The organism is Bacillus sp. BS98, assembly GCF_008432245.1.
GTDB classification, from domain to species: domain Bacteria; phylum Bacillota; class Bacilli; order Bacillales; family Bacillaceae_G; genus Bacillus_A; species Bacillus_A toyonensis.
This window is the reverse complement of the sequence record NZ_CP043831.1, coordinates 186,987-204,538: the sequence shown is the minus strand read 5'-3', so window position 1 is coordinate 204,538 and position 17,552 is coordinate 186,987. Positions and strand designations below refer to the sequence as shown.

Below are 17,552 nucleotides of genomic sequence, written 5' to 3'. Positions count from 1 at the left end.
TGTTTTTGCTTTGAAATAAACTTTGTTCACAATATGTTTCACTAATTATTCTCAAGAACGTCGTGTAACCTCTCAGCAAACTCTTTATAATGCACTGTGTTGTATCCCGTATGGTGTCCGGGAAACTTAGCAAACTCTGTTCCGAGTTGTTTTGCTAAGTTGACTGCGCAATGGTAAGGAAAAAATTCTTGTGAAACACTTCCGCCGGCTGGAAGTACTTGTATCAATACAGATTTTAATGGTGTCTTTAATGCATCGATATTTAAAGTATAGCTGAGAATTCCCGGGATTTCATACTCAGTGAAATACGTCGAATTATCGAGTAGCCGCTTTGTTAGTACATCTTTCGATGATCTGAAATTGGTATCATCAATATTTGACAATAACTTCATAACCTCACTTCGATGATTTTTCTTAAGGTCTTCCATGAATTTTATAGCCTGATTCAACTCATTTTCAGTTAAAAGTTGTAATAAAACTGGTTCGTGTGAGATTAGTAACTGTATCTGCTCAGGATGGCGTATGCACAGATCAAGTCCGATGACAGCGCCAGAACTACTTCCGAATACATAAGCTGGTTCATCGGTCAGATTGGCTAGCAGTCGGTGAGCGTCTTCACTATGTGTGTTCACATGAAAATCCTCAGTCTTATTCGCGAGATTGCTACGGGAATGACCACGACGATCGTAAGTAACAACTGTATACCAATTAGCAAGATGGTCGGCGATACTATGGAACTTGTCGGCATCACCACCCCCACCATGGATCAAAAGCAGGATTGGACCTGAGCCACGCACCTCATAGTAGATGCTCGCTCCATGTACTTGCAATTTTCCGGTTTTTACTATACCCATTTGTACATTCTTCCTTTCTTCTGTCATCTCCCTTAACATTACATGATTGGCGAATGACATAAAATGCAGGAAATGACTAAGAAACAAATTCGCCATATGAAAAAGTAATTAGCATCATTTCACCGGTGCTTCCTTTTTATTTAAAGTAGACAATTTTTGGTCGTTTCAATGGAGAGGTGATATTCATCAGCTATTTGATTAATAGTTCTACAGTTTTTAGATTCTACTTTAATAGAAACATTTCTTTCATCAATCAGCTTTCTTGTTCTAGAGCGTGTACCCGTCTCTGATGAAAGGTTTAGGAATACATATTGTTTATCCTTTTCGCTATAAAAACACCTATTTAGATAGAACCATATCCTATGGAATAATACGGTATAACTGTATTCAAAACGGTACGACTTTATTTTAATTCCATATCTGCCTGTATTAATTCATAAACGTGCTAGTTTGCTCGGTGGATATCATGTGTACTTTTGCACATAATAAGATTGGCAAATGTTAAAGTCAGGAGGGTTTGTATGCAACATAATAAAAAAGATATAGAAAAGTCTGGTTCTATTATGAAACCAAATTTTGCAGAAACTGATCCGCAAAAAGTGAAACAAGAAATTCAAAATGATGTAAGAAAAGGCCAAGGAGCAATGACTTCCCGAGAAGCAGGTGCAATGCGGGATTAAGAAACCACTCCTTACTGTTTTTTATTTAGTGAAAGTTTTAAACAGTAAGGAGATAACCCCTTATCTGCTTTTGTTTCTTAAAAAATCGTTTTTACTTTCATATAAAGTGTAAAATGACAATAACGTTATTTAATTTTAATATCTAAAACACGTATAACCCCTTTCTGACTTTAAGAAGGGGTTAAAATAAAGTCTTTTAATTTTTGATGTGAAATACTTTACTACACTTAAAAATACAACAATAAAGTTGTTTAAATCTAAGTGTTATTGTACAAACGTGCTCTATTCTAAAATAGTCCTTTACTATTACCTCGTGAAACCCTTTTCACTTTTCTTGTTCTTTTCGTCTCCAGAGTAGTAGCAGAATTTCGAACAGTTGGGGTAAGCATAACATAATTCGAGATAGCTGCCACTGCATAAATAATCGCTATCCTCCACAGTGCAACTTACCAAGCCTCGGTGAACTGTGAAGTTACGTCTTTCTAGTCGAACCCAGAACATCTAAATAATGCTGATTATACATAATCCCTAAAATGTTCCCAAAGGGATCGACCACGGAAGCAGTAATAAACCCCTCGCCGCGCTCTGTGGGTGCCTCGTATTCTTTCGCTCCCATAGACAGCAGATTTTTGAAAGTTGCTGTTACATTATCGACGTGCCAGTACACTACAGCACCGGCCGGTCCGGTCGCTGAACCATCTGGCGCATAGCGGCTATCAATCAGCCCCAGCTCGTGCTGGTAATCGCCAAGGCGAAACTCGGTATATCCTGGACGTTCGAAGTAAGGTTCGATGCCCAACAGCTCGGCGTACCACTTCTTTGCCGCTGCTAGATCATCCGTCCAAAAACTGACTGTGGTTAATCCTCGTAATGTCTGTGTGTCACTCATAATCGATTTCCTCCTTAATGTTGAGTAGTACGTCCCGATGCTATACTAAATAACAGCTTCTGAATTAACTTCGATTTACTTATGAATATTCCTTTCTATTATTCAAGAAAATGACCCTTTAACCGAATAAAATGACTGACATTTTTAAACACCTTTATTGTAAATGTAACAATTTTATTTGTAATTAAACAATTGTATTATTACTTAACATGAAGTTTATTTCACGTAAGTATCCCCATTAGAAATAATCTATATTTTGTTTGACTTTTTTAAAAAGAAGTTTAACTTGCCATGATATAAACAATTCCAAAATTGTCTATTGTAGTCATCATCATTTATTAATATGTTAGTATCAAACTCCACTAATTTGTTCTTTAATTCATAAAAAGTGTTCATTAGATCATGACTTATATAGTGTTCTTGCTCTATTAGTTGAACCCAATGCTTTTTAAAGTAATTGAAGCAGCAATACATTTTTTCTATAGAAGAATTAACAAAATATCTTTCTACTCTTTCCGTAATTTCATGTTCTAGCTCATATATTTCTCCTGTGGGTTGGTAGATAGTAATTAGATTACCTGAATCCATATTACTCCCAATAACAAGGTATGGTTTAAACTTCTCTAAACTCGCTAAAAACGCTTCTGTATATTCTTTATCCAATATCGATAAAGAAAAATCATTTTGTTTTGTCCATTCCACTACATCTAAAAGAAAACCATTTGAATATGTGTAAAATTCTACATTGAGACATTCGAATTCATTTCCTTTAATTTGATGATTAAGTAAAAAGTGCATACTATCCATGGGCAAACGTAATTTGGCTATTTTCAATGTCATTCCTCCAACCCTTATTATGTAATCCATTTTCTGTTTCTTCACAAACTTAATTAAATTTTAGCATAAAGAAATGGTCTCCTTGGGGAAAGTTACATATGAAATAATAAAAAGGTATGAGTTTACGACCCACACCTTTTTACCAGTAGAAATATTCGTTATATGCTTAATGTATCAATCATGATCAATGTCACCTTCGATATATTGACTGAGTTTATCCTTAATTGCCGCACTTTCTGGAGTTACTTCTGCTACTTTACGATTGTGAAGACGAGAGCCACCTTCCATTTCATCTAAAGGTAATGTATTTTCATCATCTTGAGGAACAGTAGCAGCCATTTGTTGTAACCATTGTATTGTTAAGTTAGATGTTGTATTTTTACCATTGATTTCTGCAGTTCGCTGAATTGCCTGTTCCTGCTGATTATGGGTTACAGTCGATGTGTAAGCAGGCTCTCTATATTGTGGTGTATGCTTCGCCCTTGGCACTTCTATTGGAGTTTCAGTAATAACTGGTGCTTTGTTGTTAAGTTCAATAGGTTCTCTATGTTTACTTGTATCTGGTACATTTTCTTTTTGAACATCGATTACTTCATTAATTTTTGCGGGTTCTGTTGTAGTAGAAGTAGCAATTGATGCTGTAGTGCTTTCCTTTTCTAGCTTAGGAGCAGAATTTCTTGAGTAATCTTGCACAGACTGATTATTTGTTAACTCACCTTCCCTGTCAGTATCATCGTCATTATTATAAAAATCGTAAGTATCAGGATTTAACGTTTGTAACCAACCTTCTATTGCAGTAGGCGCTGTTTTAGGCGTACTCAAATCCTCAATTACAGTTTCTTCACTATCAACATCTGTATCTGTGACATAATCATCATATTTAATTTCCGCATTCAATGACTCTTCACGAATTTTTAGCCAATAAGCAGCTGCTTCTGCATCAACTTGAATCTTAGCTGTTTTAAACTCAGTGGCAGGAACAAAGTTTGCGTTTACTTGTATTCCTCCTTGAGGAGCATTATCTTTTACAATTTTAGCAGCACACTGGAATGCTTTTTGAATCAAGATATCATTTTCAGAAAGAATGGGTACCTCTGTTTTCGAATAAGAGTAGGATGTTCTACGTGTACTTTGTGTTTTTGTTTCTGCTGTTACCATATCAATTTCTTGATCACCTTCACGTGCCTCATAAATTGTTTTCGTACCCATTAGCTTACTAAACAATTTAGCGTCTTCATTTGTAACATCACCATAAACAAGTTTATTACGAAATGTGCCTAACAGGATATCCATAAATCTTGGGCCATGTTCAATTGCTAATTGACTAATGGTTTGTGCAATAACAATTAAAGGTGCTTTATATTTACGTGATTGAGCAGGAAAACTTTTAAATGCTTTATAAATGTAATCCGCAAACTCATCGACTAAAACAGGATGGTAAGGAGATACGTTAGGCTTACGACGGAAAACAGCATTCTGCACGGCATATAAACATAATTTACCGAATACATCAGATAGATCAGAAAGTTCCCCTTTTGCTGTATTGATTAAAAGAATTCCTCCAAATTCCAGGTGTTTCTCAAAATCAAAATCCGATGGGCCACATAAAACACGTCGGAGCAGAGGTTGAGCAGAAATATCATTTAATGTGTTTCGTAAACCGCGAACAAAGGTTTCTTGTTTATCAATTATCTTTGGTTGACCATAGTATTTCCCTTCAGTATGATAAACAACTTCCCCTCCCCCACGACCACCAGAAATTTCAGGAACATAATTTAAATCAAACCATTCATCTACCTGTTTCATTATGCGCCAATGGTTTCGTTCATCTCTATCTGGAATAGATTCAATATCATTTGGAAGTCGTTCTTTTAATTTGAGATGCATCTCAAAAACGAGATTAGCATCATTATACATATCAATTAAATGCTCAAATCTGGCTTCAAATTTAGAATCATGGAGTTTTAACAAATAAATATGTTGTTTAAGATGGGAACGCTCAGACTGAACGAAGAACGGATTTCCTGCTCCATTATCAGAGAGACCCGTTAATACTGAACATAACATCTCAGCAACGTTATCAACTGGACCACGTACAAAATTTATTGAAGGGGTATCAGGATTTGTTGGGTCTAAATAGAAAATAACACTTGCGGGAATTTTGTGTGCTAATACCAATTTATATACTTTTTCGCAGAAGTCATTAGATGGCTCGATAACTGTAAGACCATTAACCTGCGTTCCTTTTACATCCTCTGAATGATAATCTTTTCTTGCATATAAGGTTTTAAAGTTATTAATCATGGAAGCCATATAGTCAAGAATTTGATTGGCAATTGGCAAACCTAGTGCAGCTGATTTCCCTGTACCAATGTTACCGATGATCATTATATTAAGCGTTAAAGACTTGCCCTGTATAACTGCCATTTCCCGTGTAGCACTGTTAGGACCAAGAAAGATATCGGGTTCTGGCAATTTTGATGGATTTTTTTCAGTGAAAAATCTGTGTAATGAAGTAGCAAGTTTTCGTTGACGATCATCATTCAAAAAGGAAAGCATCCAACCAGGTATTTTAAATACGTATTCCCATTTTCCGAATTCATCTAAAAGCTCTTTTTTATGTTCATAAAAAATCTTAAAGAGCCATAAGAGTACGAGAATAATAATAATTACAGGTATTGCAAATACAAGGTGCATGATATTACTAAAATTTGAAAGTATAGTATCCTCTAATCCTTTGTCATTTAGTGAAACTTCTCCAGCTTTCGAATGTAAGAATGGAATAAATATTTTAGCTAATGGAACACTAAACGCCCATAAGTACTGGGCAACTATACCAATTAACATCATCGAGAATATAAACCATCTACGCTTTATCTCCTGATAGGTCTTAACCTTTGTTGATAGTTGCCAAGTATAAATTAAAATCCAAAAGCTAAAAAAGGTTTCAAGGTAATAATTAGTTTCAAACGGATTACCGAAGATACTTAAAGTAGGCAATGGAGCGCCCATTTGTATTGACCAGAAAGAAGCGTATTTATATATTCCTCTAAAAGCAAAATACCAAGCTAGCAGAAGTAGTAATGTTATAACATAGTAAGATGAGCGGGCTGCTAAACGATATTTCCAGCTTTTTGTAATATCGATTGTAACTGTATAGGAATTTTTTTTGCTCTTTCCGGCTTTTGGATCCTCCCCATTACCTGGTGCATTATTGAGTTCAGCATTCTTTTGAACTGCATTCTCCAAATTCTTGTTTCACCCTCTCTTTTAACGAATAAAAAGCAGCGGTGAAATTAAGCAATTCAGCAGAAGTAGCCAATAATATATTCTCTGGTGCTATGGAATTGTGATACAAATCAGTAAAAATGGCTTGCTGCCCATGCTCTAATTCATCCGCTTCATATATCCCCAAAATCTTTATTGGGTTTAGTGTTCGGTGTTGATTTTGCATGGCCAACAATCCTGATAATTGCTGTAATTTAAAGTGTGTGTTAACCTCCCCTACCTTAAGTATTGTTAATATACATAAAATTTCTAAGTAATCTAAAGATTTTTTTTCTTCATCAGGTGCTTTTTTTCGTAATACCAAAATGTCATCTGTTAGCTCAAGTAGTTTAGAATGTTGAATCCCTTTCGCTTGAATTTCATTTTTATTAGATATCCACCCTACCGAATAAGGGAAAGAAGAATTTATGTTTAAACGATCAGTGATTTTTTTGATTAGATGACTTTTGCTTAAACTATTAGTTTCACGAATTTCTTGAAGAATATTATTTACTACAAGTGCAGAACTACCCATATTGCATACGTAAACATTTAGGTTGTTTACCACACTTAAACGTGGAATATTACCAAAAGCTTTTTTTAAATTGGTAACACGTGTGGTCCGTTTTTTGTAAGTAGAAATGGTATGGTAGGAGTCATCAATAATAGAAAATAACACGTAATATTGCTTAGATGGGTTAGCAGCAGCAATATCGAGATATTTTTTTAATTTATTTTCTAAAAACGGAATGTTTTCCGATCCTGTATCAACTTCAATATTGATAATAGAATTGTTACAAGTAATAACCCAATCAGGAATTAGTAATGGGTTTCCCTTTGAGTCAGGATAAAATTCTTTAGATGGACGAAATGAATATACAAGTTGAGGCAGATCTGGTAGGAAAGAAACGGGTTGAAGTTCGGGCTGAAACACTTCACGGTATTCTTCATCTTCATATAAATAGTAGACATCTTTTGAATCGGAATACATTAGGTTGGGCAAATGCAAGTTTTGCTTTACGATTTGACTTAGCGGAAAGAGATAATCTCCATTACCACCTACAATTGCACCAGTATGTTCATTGTTTGATTCTGCTTTAAGTAAATTTAAAACAAATTGCGTAATTGCTATATTGTGTTCATATTGCCTCTTAGTAACAAATGAGGTACTACAATCTGAAATCAATTTTAATCTATATAATATTTCAGCTCCTTTTAAAGAGATAGAAACGAAATCCAGTGTAAAGCCTCGCTTTTTTCTCACGCTTATATTTTCCTTTTTTAGTAATTTCATTTTTGCCCATTTAGTTAACTTTGATGAAAAAGTAGTGCGACTTATAGGCCCCCCACTTATCAATTCATAAAATTTACGTAATTGAATTTGAGAAACTGTTCGCTGTTCATATAAAAATAAAACTGTAAAAATATCAGAACGATTAAAATAAACTCCACGATCATTTTCTCCGACGATATATTTAACTGCATGATTAAATGATTTTTTCAATTTTAAACACTCCCCTGATATGGAAATAAAATACGGAAACTTGCATAAAATCGATTGCAACTATCAAAAATTCAACCTAGACTGATTGGGTAAATAAAACATTAGAGAACATAAAAATGTTTTAAAAATATTTTAACTGAAATTTACAAAAAAACAACTCGTTACCCATCAAGACTCTGGATTTAAAAACACGTAATACATCTTCATGTATGTGTTATAAAAATCAAATGTAATAAGGATTTACTTACTATTAGAGTTCGTCATATATCCTTCGACATAAATAAAAAGACATGTGACGAAGCTAAAAGATAAAAATAGAGTTCGTCATATGTATTACGTCATATCTGAGTAGAGTCCTCAAAATACATAAAATACAGAGTGAATATATTTTTGAATGGATGAAATTCAATATTGAAATGAATGTTAAAAATTTTTTAGATGTAACTGTTTATCAGGAGGAAAAATCACATCATAAAAGAAATAAGTAAATAATTATAATAAAGTAAATGAAAATTTTGTATATTTCGTATTTTGCATGTTACAATCTGATTTAAGGGGTGAAAAAATGCGGAATTGGAACACAGAATATGGGTTAATAAAAAAGATTATACAAAGTGAATTTGAAACAGACTTTTTTTATAACAAGGTGATCAATACATTAAAAAATGAATATGAGATAATTCCATTACAGTTTGCTGCTCTAGATCCTTATAAAATCTACAATACTTCACAAGTTAGTAGAATATTGCGACTAAAACCTAATAAATTAAGGTATTTAATTAACAGATACGGTGAATACATCCAATTAATAAAAAAAGGAACTAAATATATTATTTCATTTAAAGCTGTATACAAGATTTATTTAGTACATCTATTTTTAACAAAGAAATTAATTAGTTTATCTGAGTTTAATCGCTTTATGGCTTTACATGTGAGTTATAGTGATTATATTGATATGAAATTGACAAGTTATACTGACAAGTTTGTAGAACTTAATTTCAGAGAAAAACAAATGAATGAAAATGAATCACAATTTTATGTGTTATTTCTGCAAATCTCAGAAATAACTACGGAATTAATAAAAGAAATAACGAAATATAACATGACATTGACATCCCCTTTCCTTTCTGTAGACAACCAACAGAAAAATGAGTTATTGAAAAAGAAGCAGGATCATAAAAATCTGTTTAATAAACTAAGTATTTTATATAAAACTATATAGTTAAAAGAGTAATACTTAAGAAGTATTACTCTTTTTTTATAGGATTATATACACGTTTTATTGATAAGTCTTTCATATAAGACCTTTAAATAGGGCGTATAATAATTCGTGGTAATATTCTATTGACATAAAATTAATATAAAATCATATAAACCCTTTAATAATAAGTGTTTGTCTACACGTCTTATATGTAGTTCGTATATATAAGGTGTATAAATTCAATGGCCATGATAATAGTACGTTATTTTAGAAGTATTATATATTGGAATTATAATTCTAGATAAAAATATACATAAATACTGCACTCATATTTATTGTTTAATAGTTATTGTTAGTTATATGAAACCTGATATTAACATGTTTTATTTACTGCTTATATGAACGACTTTCATGTACGTCTTATATATTTGATGTTGATATATAGGGCGTTATTTCGATTTTACATTTTATAAATATTATATAAGTCTTGTATATAACAACTTAATATAAGGCTTATATATAATGACTTGATATACGTCTTACAATGATGTAATATGTTTTTAGGAATAATTAACCAACGTTTTAAGGGGGGGACAACTTGAACGAGGTATTAAGTGAAAAATATAAACAAAACAAATTCACTGAAGAAGTTGTGGAAATGTTTGCAGACATTATTGAAGAAGACGAAATACTCTACAATGTATTTCATTACATAGGATCTCAAGTAAACAAACAATACCAAGAGACAAAGTATATGAGAGGAATCTCAATAAATGAAATAGTAGAAAGTGTTGTTATTGATAGGAGAGTAAAAAAACCTAAGGGTAAATCCTATTCATTAGAACTTGAAAGGACTAACATTTCAAGAAGATCGGCAGAAGGTAGTGTTGCTACTTTAGCTTCAATGTCATTAATAACAGAAAAAATTATGCATCCGTATAAGTTTTTAATTTCAACTATTAGGGGACAACAAGTATTAGTTGAATTAGGGAAACGTAAAAAAAGTAATGAGAATAAGGGAGAGATAAAATAATGGCAAAAAACTTTCTAAAAAACGAAGTAGCAGTGAAAATGACTATGGTTGGTTTTGGTCAAGCTGGAACTAGAATGGTAGATAAGTTTGCTGAGTATAAGCATACAGACGGTACAGCAGTTTATAATTGCCTAGCATTGAATAGTAATGATGGGGATTTAGCTGAACTGAAAAATGTGCCGAAAAGTAACCAAGTTTCACTAAAATTAGGTGGTTTAGGTAAGAATCCTGAGCGTGCTGTAAAGGTTTTAGAATCTAATGAAGAAGCTAAAGATAAACTAAAAGAATTTATAACGGAACGCGTTAGACCAACTGATGAATTAGTACTATTTTTTGCAGGTTTAGGCGGTGGTACAGGTACATCTACAATTATTCAAGCAATTGAAGAATTCTCCGCTTTTCATAATAAACCTGTAATTGCTGAAGAACTTAAAAGTATGGCAATGAAAATTCCTAGAGAAGAATTAATAAAAAATCAACAAAAGTATGCAAGAATTGCTTTCAATAATGCTATTGAGCGTAAAGATTTCATTAAAATGGGTATTGTAGTTACACTTCCAGTTAGGGCAGATGGGCCTGATGTACTAAGACAGGTGAATAAATTTTCACAAGAAATTTGGAAGTTAGCTAATGATCCAGCGAAAGGTGTTGCATTTGTTGTATTTGCAGATAACCAACACTTCTATGATGAGTTTAAGGGATTAAACGAAAATGAGAAAAAAGGCATTGGAAACTCACGAGACTATGCAAACCAACGCATTGGAGATATTATTCATGAGTTAAATACAGCTGCAAATGGTTCAGGAACATCAGTAATTCTAGATTCTCAGGACTTTAAACGAATTTTACTAGAAAGAACAGGCTGTTTAGTAATTAATAAGGTTTCACGTAATATGAATCAAATTGAAAACAGTAAAGAAATTGTAGATATGTTCTCAGAATCATTGAAAGGAAGTTCATTCCATCACCCTATTGACCTGATGAAGACAAATGAAAATGGAGATTTAGAGGCATCAAAGGTACATCATTTTGGGATGTTAGCAATTTTAGATGAACAGAAGAATATTGATGATTCATTTATGGATGATGCAAAAGTAGAAGTGACAAATAAACTACCAATCAATGGAACTGTTTTTAATGGTTATTTAGTCAGTAAAAATGACTTTATGGGCAGCGTGTATACTTTCTATAAGACAGATGCACTACCATCACGATTATCTAAAGGATTAGTTGAAGAATATAATGAATTTAAAGAAAAACAAAGCCAAATCCAATATACAAAGTCTCAAATTAATACAATTGAAGCGCAAGACTTTGATGATGATTTCAATATTAACTTTGGTGATTACTTTGAATTAGAACCAGTTAAAAATGAAGAGCCACAAGCGCAAAATGATGAAGAATTAGCAGCATTTATGGATCCAGATAAGATGTTTGGATCAAAATAAAAAATAAGCCTGGGATTTTCCAGGCTTATTTTTCTGTTTTCATTACACTTTTCATATATTCAATCATGTTCTCATCAATATAGTTTTCTATAAAAAGTTGTTTTCTTGCAAGATCTTCCTCTTTTTTAAACCAGCCAACCTTTTTAATACGAGTTTCTTCTGGTTGTGCACTCCACTCTCTTTCAGCTTGTTTTCTTAACTCTGTACGTGCTCTATGTTGAATTATCATATTATCTAGTCTTTCTTGTCTTTGGCGCTCTTTTAACATTTCAGGGTCTTCTGGTTCAGGTAGCACCGCACGTATAGCATCTTCAAACTTTCCTTGATACTCTAATTCAATGTTTTGTAAATGCATTTGAATCTTTTGCTCTACTATTTTCTCAATAGTCGCTGCAGCTTCCTGCATGTTTAATGGAGTTGAGACTTCACTAGTTTGATTTTCTGGAGAAACTGGTCTTAGTTCGAACTGATGTGGTAAAAGCTCAATAATTGCATCTAGCGACCACTTTTCATCCCTCTTTAGCTTAATAAATAAAGCTATATCTAAATCCAGTGTGTTATATAGCTTTTCATTTGTATTATTGGTTCTTAATGTTCCGTGTAACCCCTTTTCCTCTAGGGTATTGAACCAATTGTACACAGTGTTATGATGTCGGCCTACTAGTTTTGAAAACTCTGTTATTCGCCAAGCTTTTTCAAAAGCATCTTCATGACTAGAGTTTGTATTATTTGACTCCATATGTTCATTTGTATTTTTGTTATCTTGTTCAATCATCGTTATACCTCCTTGAAATATAATGGCCACAATAAAATGGAATTAACATATAAAGTGAGATTAACATGTTAAGTGTTTTTTTCGATAATATAAACCCGAATACCTTTATTGATTGACATTCACATGAAATGTATCGTTAATATGTAAAGTGTCACTTGTTAACATGAAGTTGATAAATAAAGGATTTGGAATTAACTATTGTTAATATCTTGGTAATAATTCGTTAGTTGTTAATGATTATTGTTGCTATGAAATTAACAAATTAGTCTACAATATATTAATGATAAGAAAATATTAGTGATTTGTAAATAAATTATGAGGATATAATATTAAACTTAAAGACTTAAAAGCTAAAAAGTATGTATAAATGTAAAGCGAAAAGCCAATAATAATAAATAAGGGCCTATATTTATTATTATTTATGAAACTCGGTAGTAGAAAACTAAGAACTGTATAGTTAATTGGTTTCAGCAGGTCTTTAGAATGCACATGAAGGTTATTATAGGCTATTGAATTACTTTTAATACGGTTTAATATAAATTCACTTTTTCTAGGGGGTACCGCCCTTTACAAGTGATCTCTATATAATCAAAATTGATTCATACAATTGCTGCTTTTAAATCGGAAGTAATTATCAAAATGCTTTCAAGAATGACATCTTCTCCTGTTTAGCCAGTGAATTTTGCTATAGAAAAAAGCCTTTTAATAGATGTAGAACCTAAAACTCTATTTGTATGTATATTCTCAACTTTAGAATCAATAATTGTTAATGTCATGTCAATACATATTGGTGATAGTTGATATGACGCTAGCATTAATTGATAACTAGCCCTATTAACATGTTAATCTCAGGTTATATATCAATGATAAATAAAGAGAAAACTATTAATTTTTGTGTGTTACTAATAAGAAACTATCAATTGTATGGAATTCTTGTTGGTTTCTAGCTACAAATAGAGTTCTTTTAGGGTGTTTTCTTTTTTATTTTTCAATAGAAATCTGTGTGATAGATAAATTTTTAACTAATGCGGATCTTGAAAACCCGAAAGCTGCTTCTATGACCATTTCAACTATCTAATGGTTAATGTCATATTGATGTTAAATACAAATTGTTGATATGACATTAACAATATAAATGGCATTTTTCTCTACGTTTGGCATTTAGACTGTATGTCAATGATAAAAAAGGTATGAAAACCATTGAATTGCTGTCGTCATTTATTATTGAGGTTAAATTTCAACTATTTTTTGATAGTGTGAAAACATCTTCTTGGATAGATCATCACTAGATTAGCTTCGAATAAACCGCCACAGAAGAAAATTTTCATCAATATAGATTTTGAAATCTCGAAAGTTATAAATACTACTCCTTTTTCAACACCTTATTGTTAATGTTATATCGATATCAATTAGAATAATATTAACAACAAAAGAAAACAAACACTTAACATGTCAATCTTAGATTATATATCGATGATAAATAAAGGGAAAACCGTGGTGGTAGATAAATTTATAATAAATACAGATCTCGAAGACCTGCATTTATGCGTATTTCAACTGCTTAATTGTCAATGTTATATTAATGTTAAATGGAAATTGTTGATATGAAATCAACAATGCAGACTGTATTCCTTTATATGTGCTGTTTTTTAACTATATGTAAATGATAAATAATCGGTAAAAATCATTGAATTGCTGTCATTATTTATTACTCGATTAAATCTTTAACTATGTTTTGATAGTGTCGAAACATTCTTTAGGATAGATCGTTACTAGATTCACTTCAAGAAAACTACCGCAGAAGAAAAAATTCAGCCGATATAGATATTGAAATCTCGAAAGTTATAAACATTCCTTCTTTTTTGATACCGAATTGTTAATGTTATGTCAATCTTAATCAGAATGATATTGATAACAAGAGAAAACAATCACTTAACATGTTAATCTCAGTTAACATGTTAATAACAAATGAGAGATTAAAAATCAGTTATCTTTCCATTGGTATCAACATGAGATTGATAGTTTCGTGTTGTTTCTTTTGTATATTTTACTAGCATTGAAACATTTTCAATGTTAGCTTATTAATTAACATACTTCCGTACAATCCGTTGCAATAGGCTAATGTTCAACTAATATAGATCTTGAAGTTTTGATAGCCACAAATATTTTTGATAAACGTCCGCTTGTTAATGTTATGTTGATGTTAATTGATAGATACTAGCATTTAAGTTGGCGCGATTCAGTTGACATGTTAATCTCGTTTGATATGTCAATGTCAAATATGGATAAGATGTATTGATTTTCTGTTGATATCAACATGATAATTATATGATTGTTTTATAGTCCTTGGTCTAAATTTTTTTAAAGTAGGAATAATTAATTTTGGACAAAATATAAAGTTATGATAATTGTTTACAATGAATTGATTATGGTTAACAAGAATGCACTTAATAGTGCAATTAATTGGTTAGTAGGGTATATATACTGTATCAAAAAAATTCAGCAGAGAAACATTAGTGAACCGTTAATAACGAGTATCCTTATAGCTTGGTAAATATAGATTGCTAAAATAGTATCTGATTCTGAAGAAGTTCTTGCTTTAAAAGGTCCAAAAGGAGTTAAATAGTGAGATGCCCATGTATAATTATAGTGTGGGGTTTAATAATATTTAGAAGATTATTTGATTAAATAAAGAATATTCTAATTAACCCCTAGATTAAATTTGTAATTTTTAGTATATTATTATTATAAAACGTAAATTTTTTTATTTTCTAGTGATTACATGAAGCCCTTCGGGTTACGGATTAAATTACACGTTTGTGTGGTAATTAACCTCCGTATTCCAAAGGGCTTTTTTATTTGATTAAGGGAAAAGGTGAGATGTGATGTCAATTGAAAAGTTAGCAACAAGTAGAATATTAAGACCAGTGAGAAGCATGAATAAGGGGAGTAATGAGAGATGGTTTGAATATTATAGAACAACATGCCCTATATGTGGTAAGCAAGGATGGTGCATGGTTAATGATTCTGAGACCAAAATAATATGTGGACGAATTTCATCAGAAACAGTATTCGGGGAAGCAGGCTATTTACATATAGTAGCTGAAGATCAAAAAAGGGGATATGGTTTTTCTCAAGATCAGATGATTAAGGAACATAGGAAGAAAAATGATTACACCCTTGATATTATGTACACTTTATTTCTAGAATCTTTAGACGTGCGAGATGAACATATTAAAATGTTAAGGGGATCAAAACGTAGGATTACAAGGGAAGTAATAAATGTTAGAAATTACAAAAGTTTTCCTATTAAACCTTGGGATACTACGAAAGAGTTAATAAAAAAAGTAGGAGGGAAAACAAGCTATATTGTTGGAATTCCAGGATTTTATGCAAAAGAAACGAAGGATGGAAGATATTTCACGTTTGCAGGTAGGAGAGATTCTTTATTAATACCGCAGAGAAATATATATAATCAGATATGCGGTTTTCAATGTAGAATTGATGATCCTGAATATATGACAGTTGTAAAAAATCATAAACCAAGCTTTAAGGCAGAAGTTATTGAGCAACCCAATACTATAGAGGTGACCTACAAAATCAATGGGAAGATAGAGTCTATATTTAAAGGTAAAGTCGATGTTAAAGAATGGTATGAAATTAATTATGAGGGTGAAAAATTAGGTGAAATACAATTAAAGTTAGAAAGTAAATATATTTGGATCAGCTCAGGTGGGAGATTTCATGGAACAGGAGTTGGGAACCCGTTGCCAATACATGTAGCAGTACCTAGTCGAGAGCTGAAAAATTGGGAACGTGGAGAATTAATAAAAAAGGATAATGTATGGATTTCAGAAGGGAGTTTAAAGTCTGATATTGCTGCAGAAAACTTAGACGAGCTATTAACAAATGAGGAAAAATTAATGTATGGTACCACAGTCGTATCAATACCTGGGGTTAAAGTATGGAGAATATTAATTGAACCATTAAAAAAAATGGGAGTTAAACAGGCAACGTTCGCTTTAGATATGGATATGATTACAAATTCAGATGTTCAGCGGTCGTTATTAGAATGTGCACAAACGCTTTATCAAGAAGGAATAAGTATTAATTATGCAAGTTGGGATATTAATCTTGGAAAGGGGCTAGATGATTTACTATTAAACGATTATATTCCAGCAATAGAGAAAGTGAGATAAACGCTATTTTGATTAAAATAAGTTAAAAAACATATTAATAGGGGATACAAATGATTAATTACTTTTGTATACCATAACTAGAATGAGTGGTTTTTATAAAATTGAAATTTCTATGTTGATTATACAAAAATTACATATGAGATTCGAGGAAATATAAATTTGGAAGCTTTAAAGGTAAATTTATTTTTTACTCTTTCTAAACGGATGTTTTGTATAGAAGAATACAAAACATCCATTATTTTATACGTGTTCTTGATAGTCATCAGGGTTTAAATTGTATATAAACCTTGATGATTATCAAGATTTATATAAATATAATTAGTTTAATCATAAGGAGATGATGGATATTTTAATATCTCAGTAATCTTTTAAATTTTCGGAATAATTTGTTTTACATTTTGTTATAATCCTATATCATATACATACAGGATAAATTTGGAAGAGTTTTAAGGTGAAGTTTCGTATCTATGTAATATCGATAGTAGTTTTAAATGACTAAATAATACTATTCATGTATACGAGGTGAAACAAATGGGGAGACGAGTAAGCGAGAAGAAAACAAAAGAGCAGTTTTTATATGAAAGAAGAAGACAATTAGAAATAATGGAAGGTATTAGTAGCATCTGCAAAGGATGCGATATTTATATAGAATTGAGAAAAACAAAAGCACATAAAGAAGTTGCCAATACATGCGCAAGGAATTGTAAGTTGATTAGTAACGTACAAAAGGAGACAAAGATGTTTTTAGAAACAATTCGATAAAATGAGAAGGGAGGGAAGTAACAGTTGAAATAAATCTATAAAACTTTATAAAAGACCCTCTAATTATTATAAAGTTTAAGTAATAATAATTAGAGAGGTGATA

At 31.7% G+C, this 17,552-nt stretch carries 12 protein-coding genes and 1 pseudogene; 6 read left to right on the top strand and 7 right to left on the bottom strand.

Annotated elements, in window-relative coordinates; translation table 11 throughout:
• Positions 1-41: 41 nt before the first annotated feature.
• A complete protein-coding gene (locus F0362_RS28110) occupies positions 42-950 on the bottom strand; it encodes an alpha/beta fold hydrolase (protein WP_001284900.1) in 909 nt (302 codons plus the stop codon).
• A gap of 44 nt (positions 951-994) precedes the next feature.
• Positions 995-1,193: pseudogene (locus F0362_RS31495) on the bottom strand (hypothetical protein).
• A gap of 182 nt (positions 1,194-1,375) precedes the next feature.
• On the opposite strand from F0362_RS31495, the gene F0362_RS30675 reads away from it, so the two are divergent.
• On the top strand, positions 1,376-1,534 hold the full coding sequence (locus F0362_RS30675) for a hypothetical protein (RefSeq protein WP_001164456.1): 159 nt from the start codon (positions 1,376-1,378) through the stop codon (positions 1,532-1,534).
• A gap of 472 nt (positions 1,535-2,006) precedes the next feature.
• On the opposite strand, the gene F0362_RS28100 is transcribed toward F0362_RS30675, so the two are convergent.
• The 4 genes from F0362_RS28100 to F0362_RS28085 all read right to left on the bottom strand — a co-directional run bounded on the left by F0362_RS28100 (position 2,007) and on the right by F0362_RS28085 (position 8,031).
• Positions 2,007-2,423, bottom strand: coding sequence for a VOC family protein (locus F0362_RS28100; RefSeq protein ID WP_001285713.1), 417 nt, complete (start codon positions 2,421-2,423; stop codon positions 2,007-2,009).
• Positions 2,424-2,672: 249 nt separating this feature from the next.
• Positions 2,673-3,263 carry a hypothetical protein gene (locus tag F0362_RS28095; protein ID WP_033660320.1) on the bottom strand — a complete coding sequence of 197 codons (591 nt, stop codon included), beginning with the start codon at positions 3,261-3,263 and terminating at the stop codon, positions 2,673-2,675.
• Positions 3,264-3,434: 171 nt separating this feature from the next.
• On the bottom strand, positions 3,435-6,509 hold the full coding sequence (locus F0362_RS28090) for a type IV secretory system conjugative DNA transfer family protein (RefSeq protein ID WP_149890133.1): 3,075 nt from the start codon (positions 6,507-6,509) through the stop codon (positions 3,435-3,437).
• A complete protein-coding gene (locus F0362_RS28085) occupies positions 6,481-8,031 on the bottom strand; it encodes a replication-relaxation family protein (RefSeq protein WP_052943523.1) in 1,551 nt (516 codons plus the stop codon). The genes F0362_RS28090 and F0362_RS28085 overlap by 29 nt, the downstream gene beginning before the upstream one ends.
• Before the next feature lie 535 nt (positions 8,032-8,566).
• Here F0362_RS28085 and F0362_RS28080 point away from each other — a divergent pair.
• The 3 genes from F0362_RS28080 (at position 8,567) to F0362_RS28070 (ending at position 11,713) form a co-directional block, all read left to right on the top strand.
• Positions 8,567-9,253 (top strand): hypothetical protein, encoded by a 687-nt coding sequence (locus tag F0362_RS28080; RefSeq protein ID WP_002040099.1) that lies wholly within the window; start codon positions 8,567-8,569, stop codon positions 9,251-9,253.
• Between the two features lie 577 nt (positions 9,254-9,830).
• Positions 9,831-10,265: a hypothetical protein gene (locus F0362_RS28075; protein WP_001006720.1), complete on the top strand. Its 435-nt coding sequence runs from the start codon at positions 9,831-9,833 to the stop codon at positions 10,263-10,265.
• Positions 10,265-11,713 (top strand): FtsZ/tubulin family protein, encoded by a 1,449-nt coding sequence (locus F0362_RS28070; protein ID WP_001097026.1) that lies wholly within the window; start codon positions 10,265-10,267, stop codon positions 11,711-11,713. The genes F0362_RS28075 and F0362_RS28070 overlap by 1 nt, the downstream gene beginning before the upstream one ends.
• A 25-nt stretch (positions 11,714-11,738) precedes the next feature.
• Here F0362_RS28070 and F0362_RS28065 read toward each other — a convergent pair whose 3' ends face one another.
• Positions 11,739-12,488: a terminase gpP N-terminus-related DNA-binding protein gene (locus F0362_RS28065; RefSeq protein ID WP_000572413.1), complete on the bottom strand. Its 750-nt coding sequence runs from the start codon at positions 12,486-12,488 to the stop codon at positions 11,739-11,741.
• Between the two features lie 2,885 nt (positions 12,489-15,373).
• Between F0362_RS28065 and F0362_RS28060 the strand changes: the two genes are divergently transcribed.
• Positions 15,374-16,687, top strand: a complete 1,314-nt coding sequence (locus F0362_RS28060) for a DUF3854 domain-containing protein (protein ID WP_000021193.1) — start codon at positions 15,374-15,376, stop codon at positions 16,685-16,687.
• Between the two features lie 531 nt (positions 16,688-17,218).
• On the top strand, positions 17,219-17,449 hold the full coding sequence (locus tag F0362_RS28055; protein ID WP_000533697.1) for a hypothetical protein: 231 nt from the start codon (positions 17,219-17,221) through the stop codon (positions 17,447-17,449).
• Positions 17,450-17,552 lie beyond the last annotated feature (103 nt).

Excerpts from the sequence above, each read along its gene's own strand:
- F0362_RS28070 (WP_001097026.1), top strand. The coding sequence starts at position 10,265 with ATGGCAAAAAACTTTCTAAAAAACGAAGTAGCAGTGAAAATGACTATG.
- F0362_RS28080 (WP_002040099.1), top strand. The coding sequence starts at position 8,567 with ATGTTACAATCTGATTTAAGGGGTGAAAAAATGCGGAATTGGAACACA.
- F0362_RS28065 (WP_000572413.1), bottom strand. The coding sequence starts at position 12,488 with ATGATTGAACAAGATAACAAAAATACAAATGAACATATGGAGTCAAAT.
- F0362_RS28060 (WP_000021193.1), top strand. The coding sequence starts at position 15,374 with ATGTCAATTGAAAAGTTAGCAACAAGTAGAATATTAAGACCAGTGAGA.
- F0362_RS28055 (WP_000533697.1), top strand. The coding sequence starts at position 17,219 with ATGGGGAGACGAGTAAGCGAGAAGAAAACAAAAGAGCAGTTTTTATAT.
- F0362_RS28100 (WP_001285713.1), bottom strand. The coding sequence starts at position 2,423 with ATGAGTGACACACAGACATTACGAGGATTAACCACAGTCAGTTTTTGG.
- F0362_RS30675 (WP_001164456.1), top strand. The coding sequence starts at position 1,376 with ATGCAACATAATAAAAAAGATATAGAAAAGTCTGGTTCTATTATGAAA.
- F0362_RS28110 (WP_001284900.1), bottom strand. The coding sequence starts at position 950 with ATGGCGAATTTGTTTCTTAGTCATTTCCTGCATTTTATGTCATTCGCC.
- F0362_RS28095 (WP_033660320.1), bottom strand. The coding sequence starts at position 3,263 with ATGACATTGAAAATAGCCAAATTACGTTTGCCCATGGATAGTATGCAC.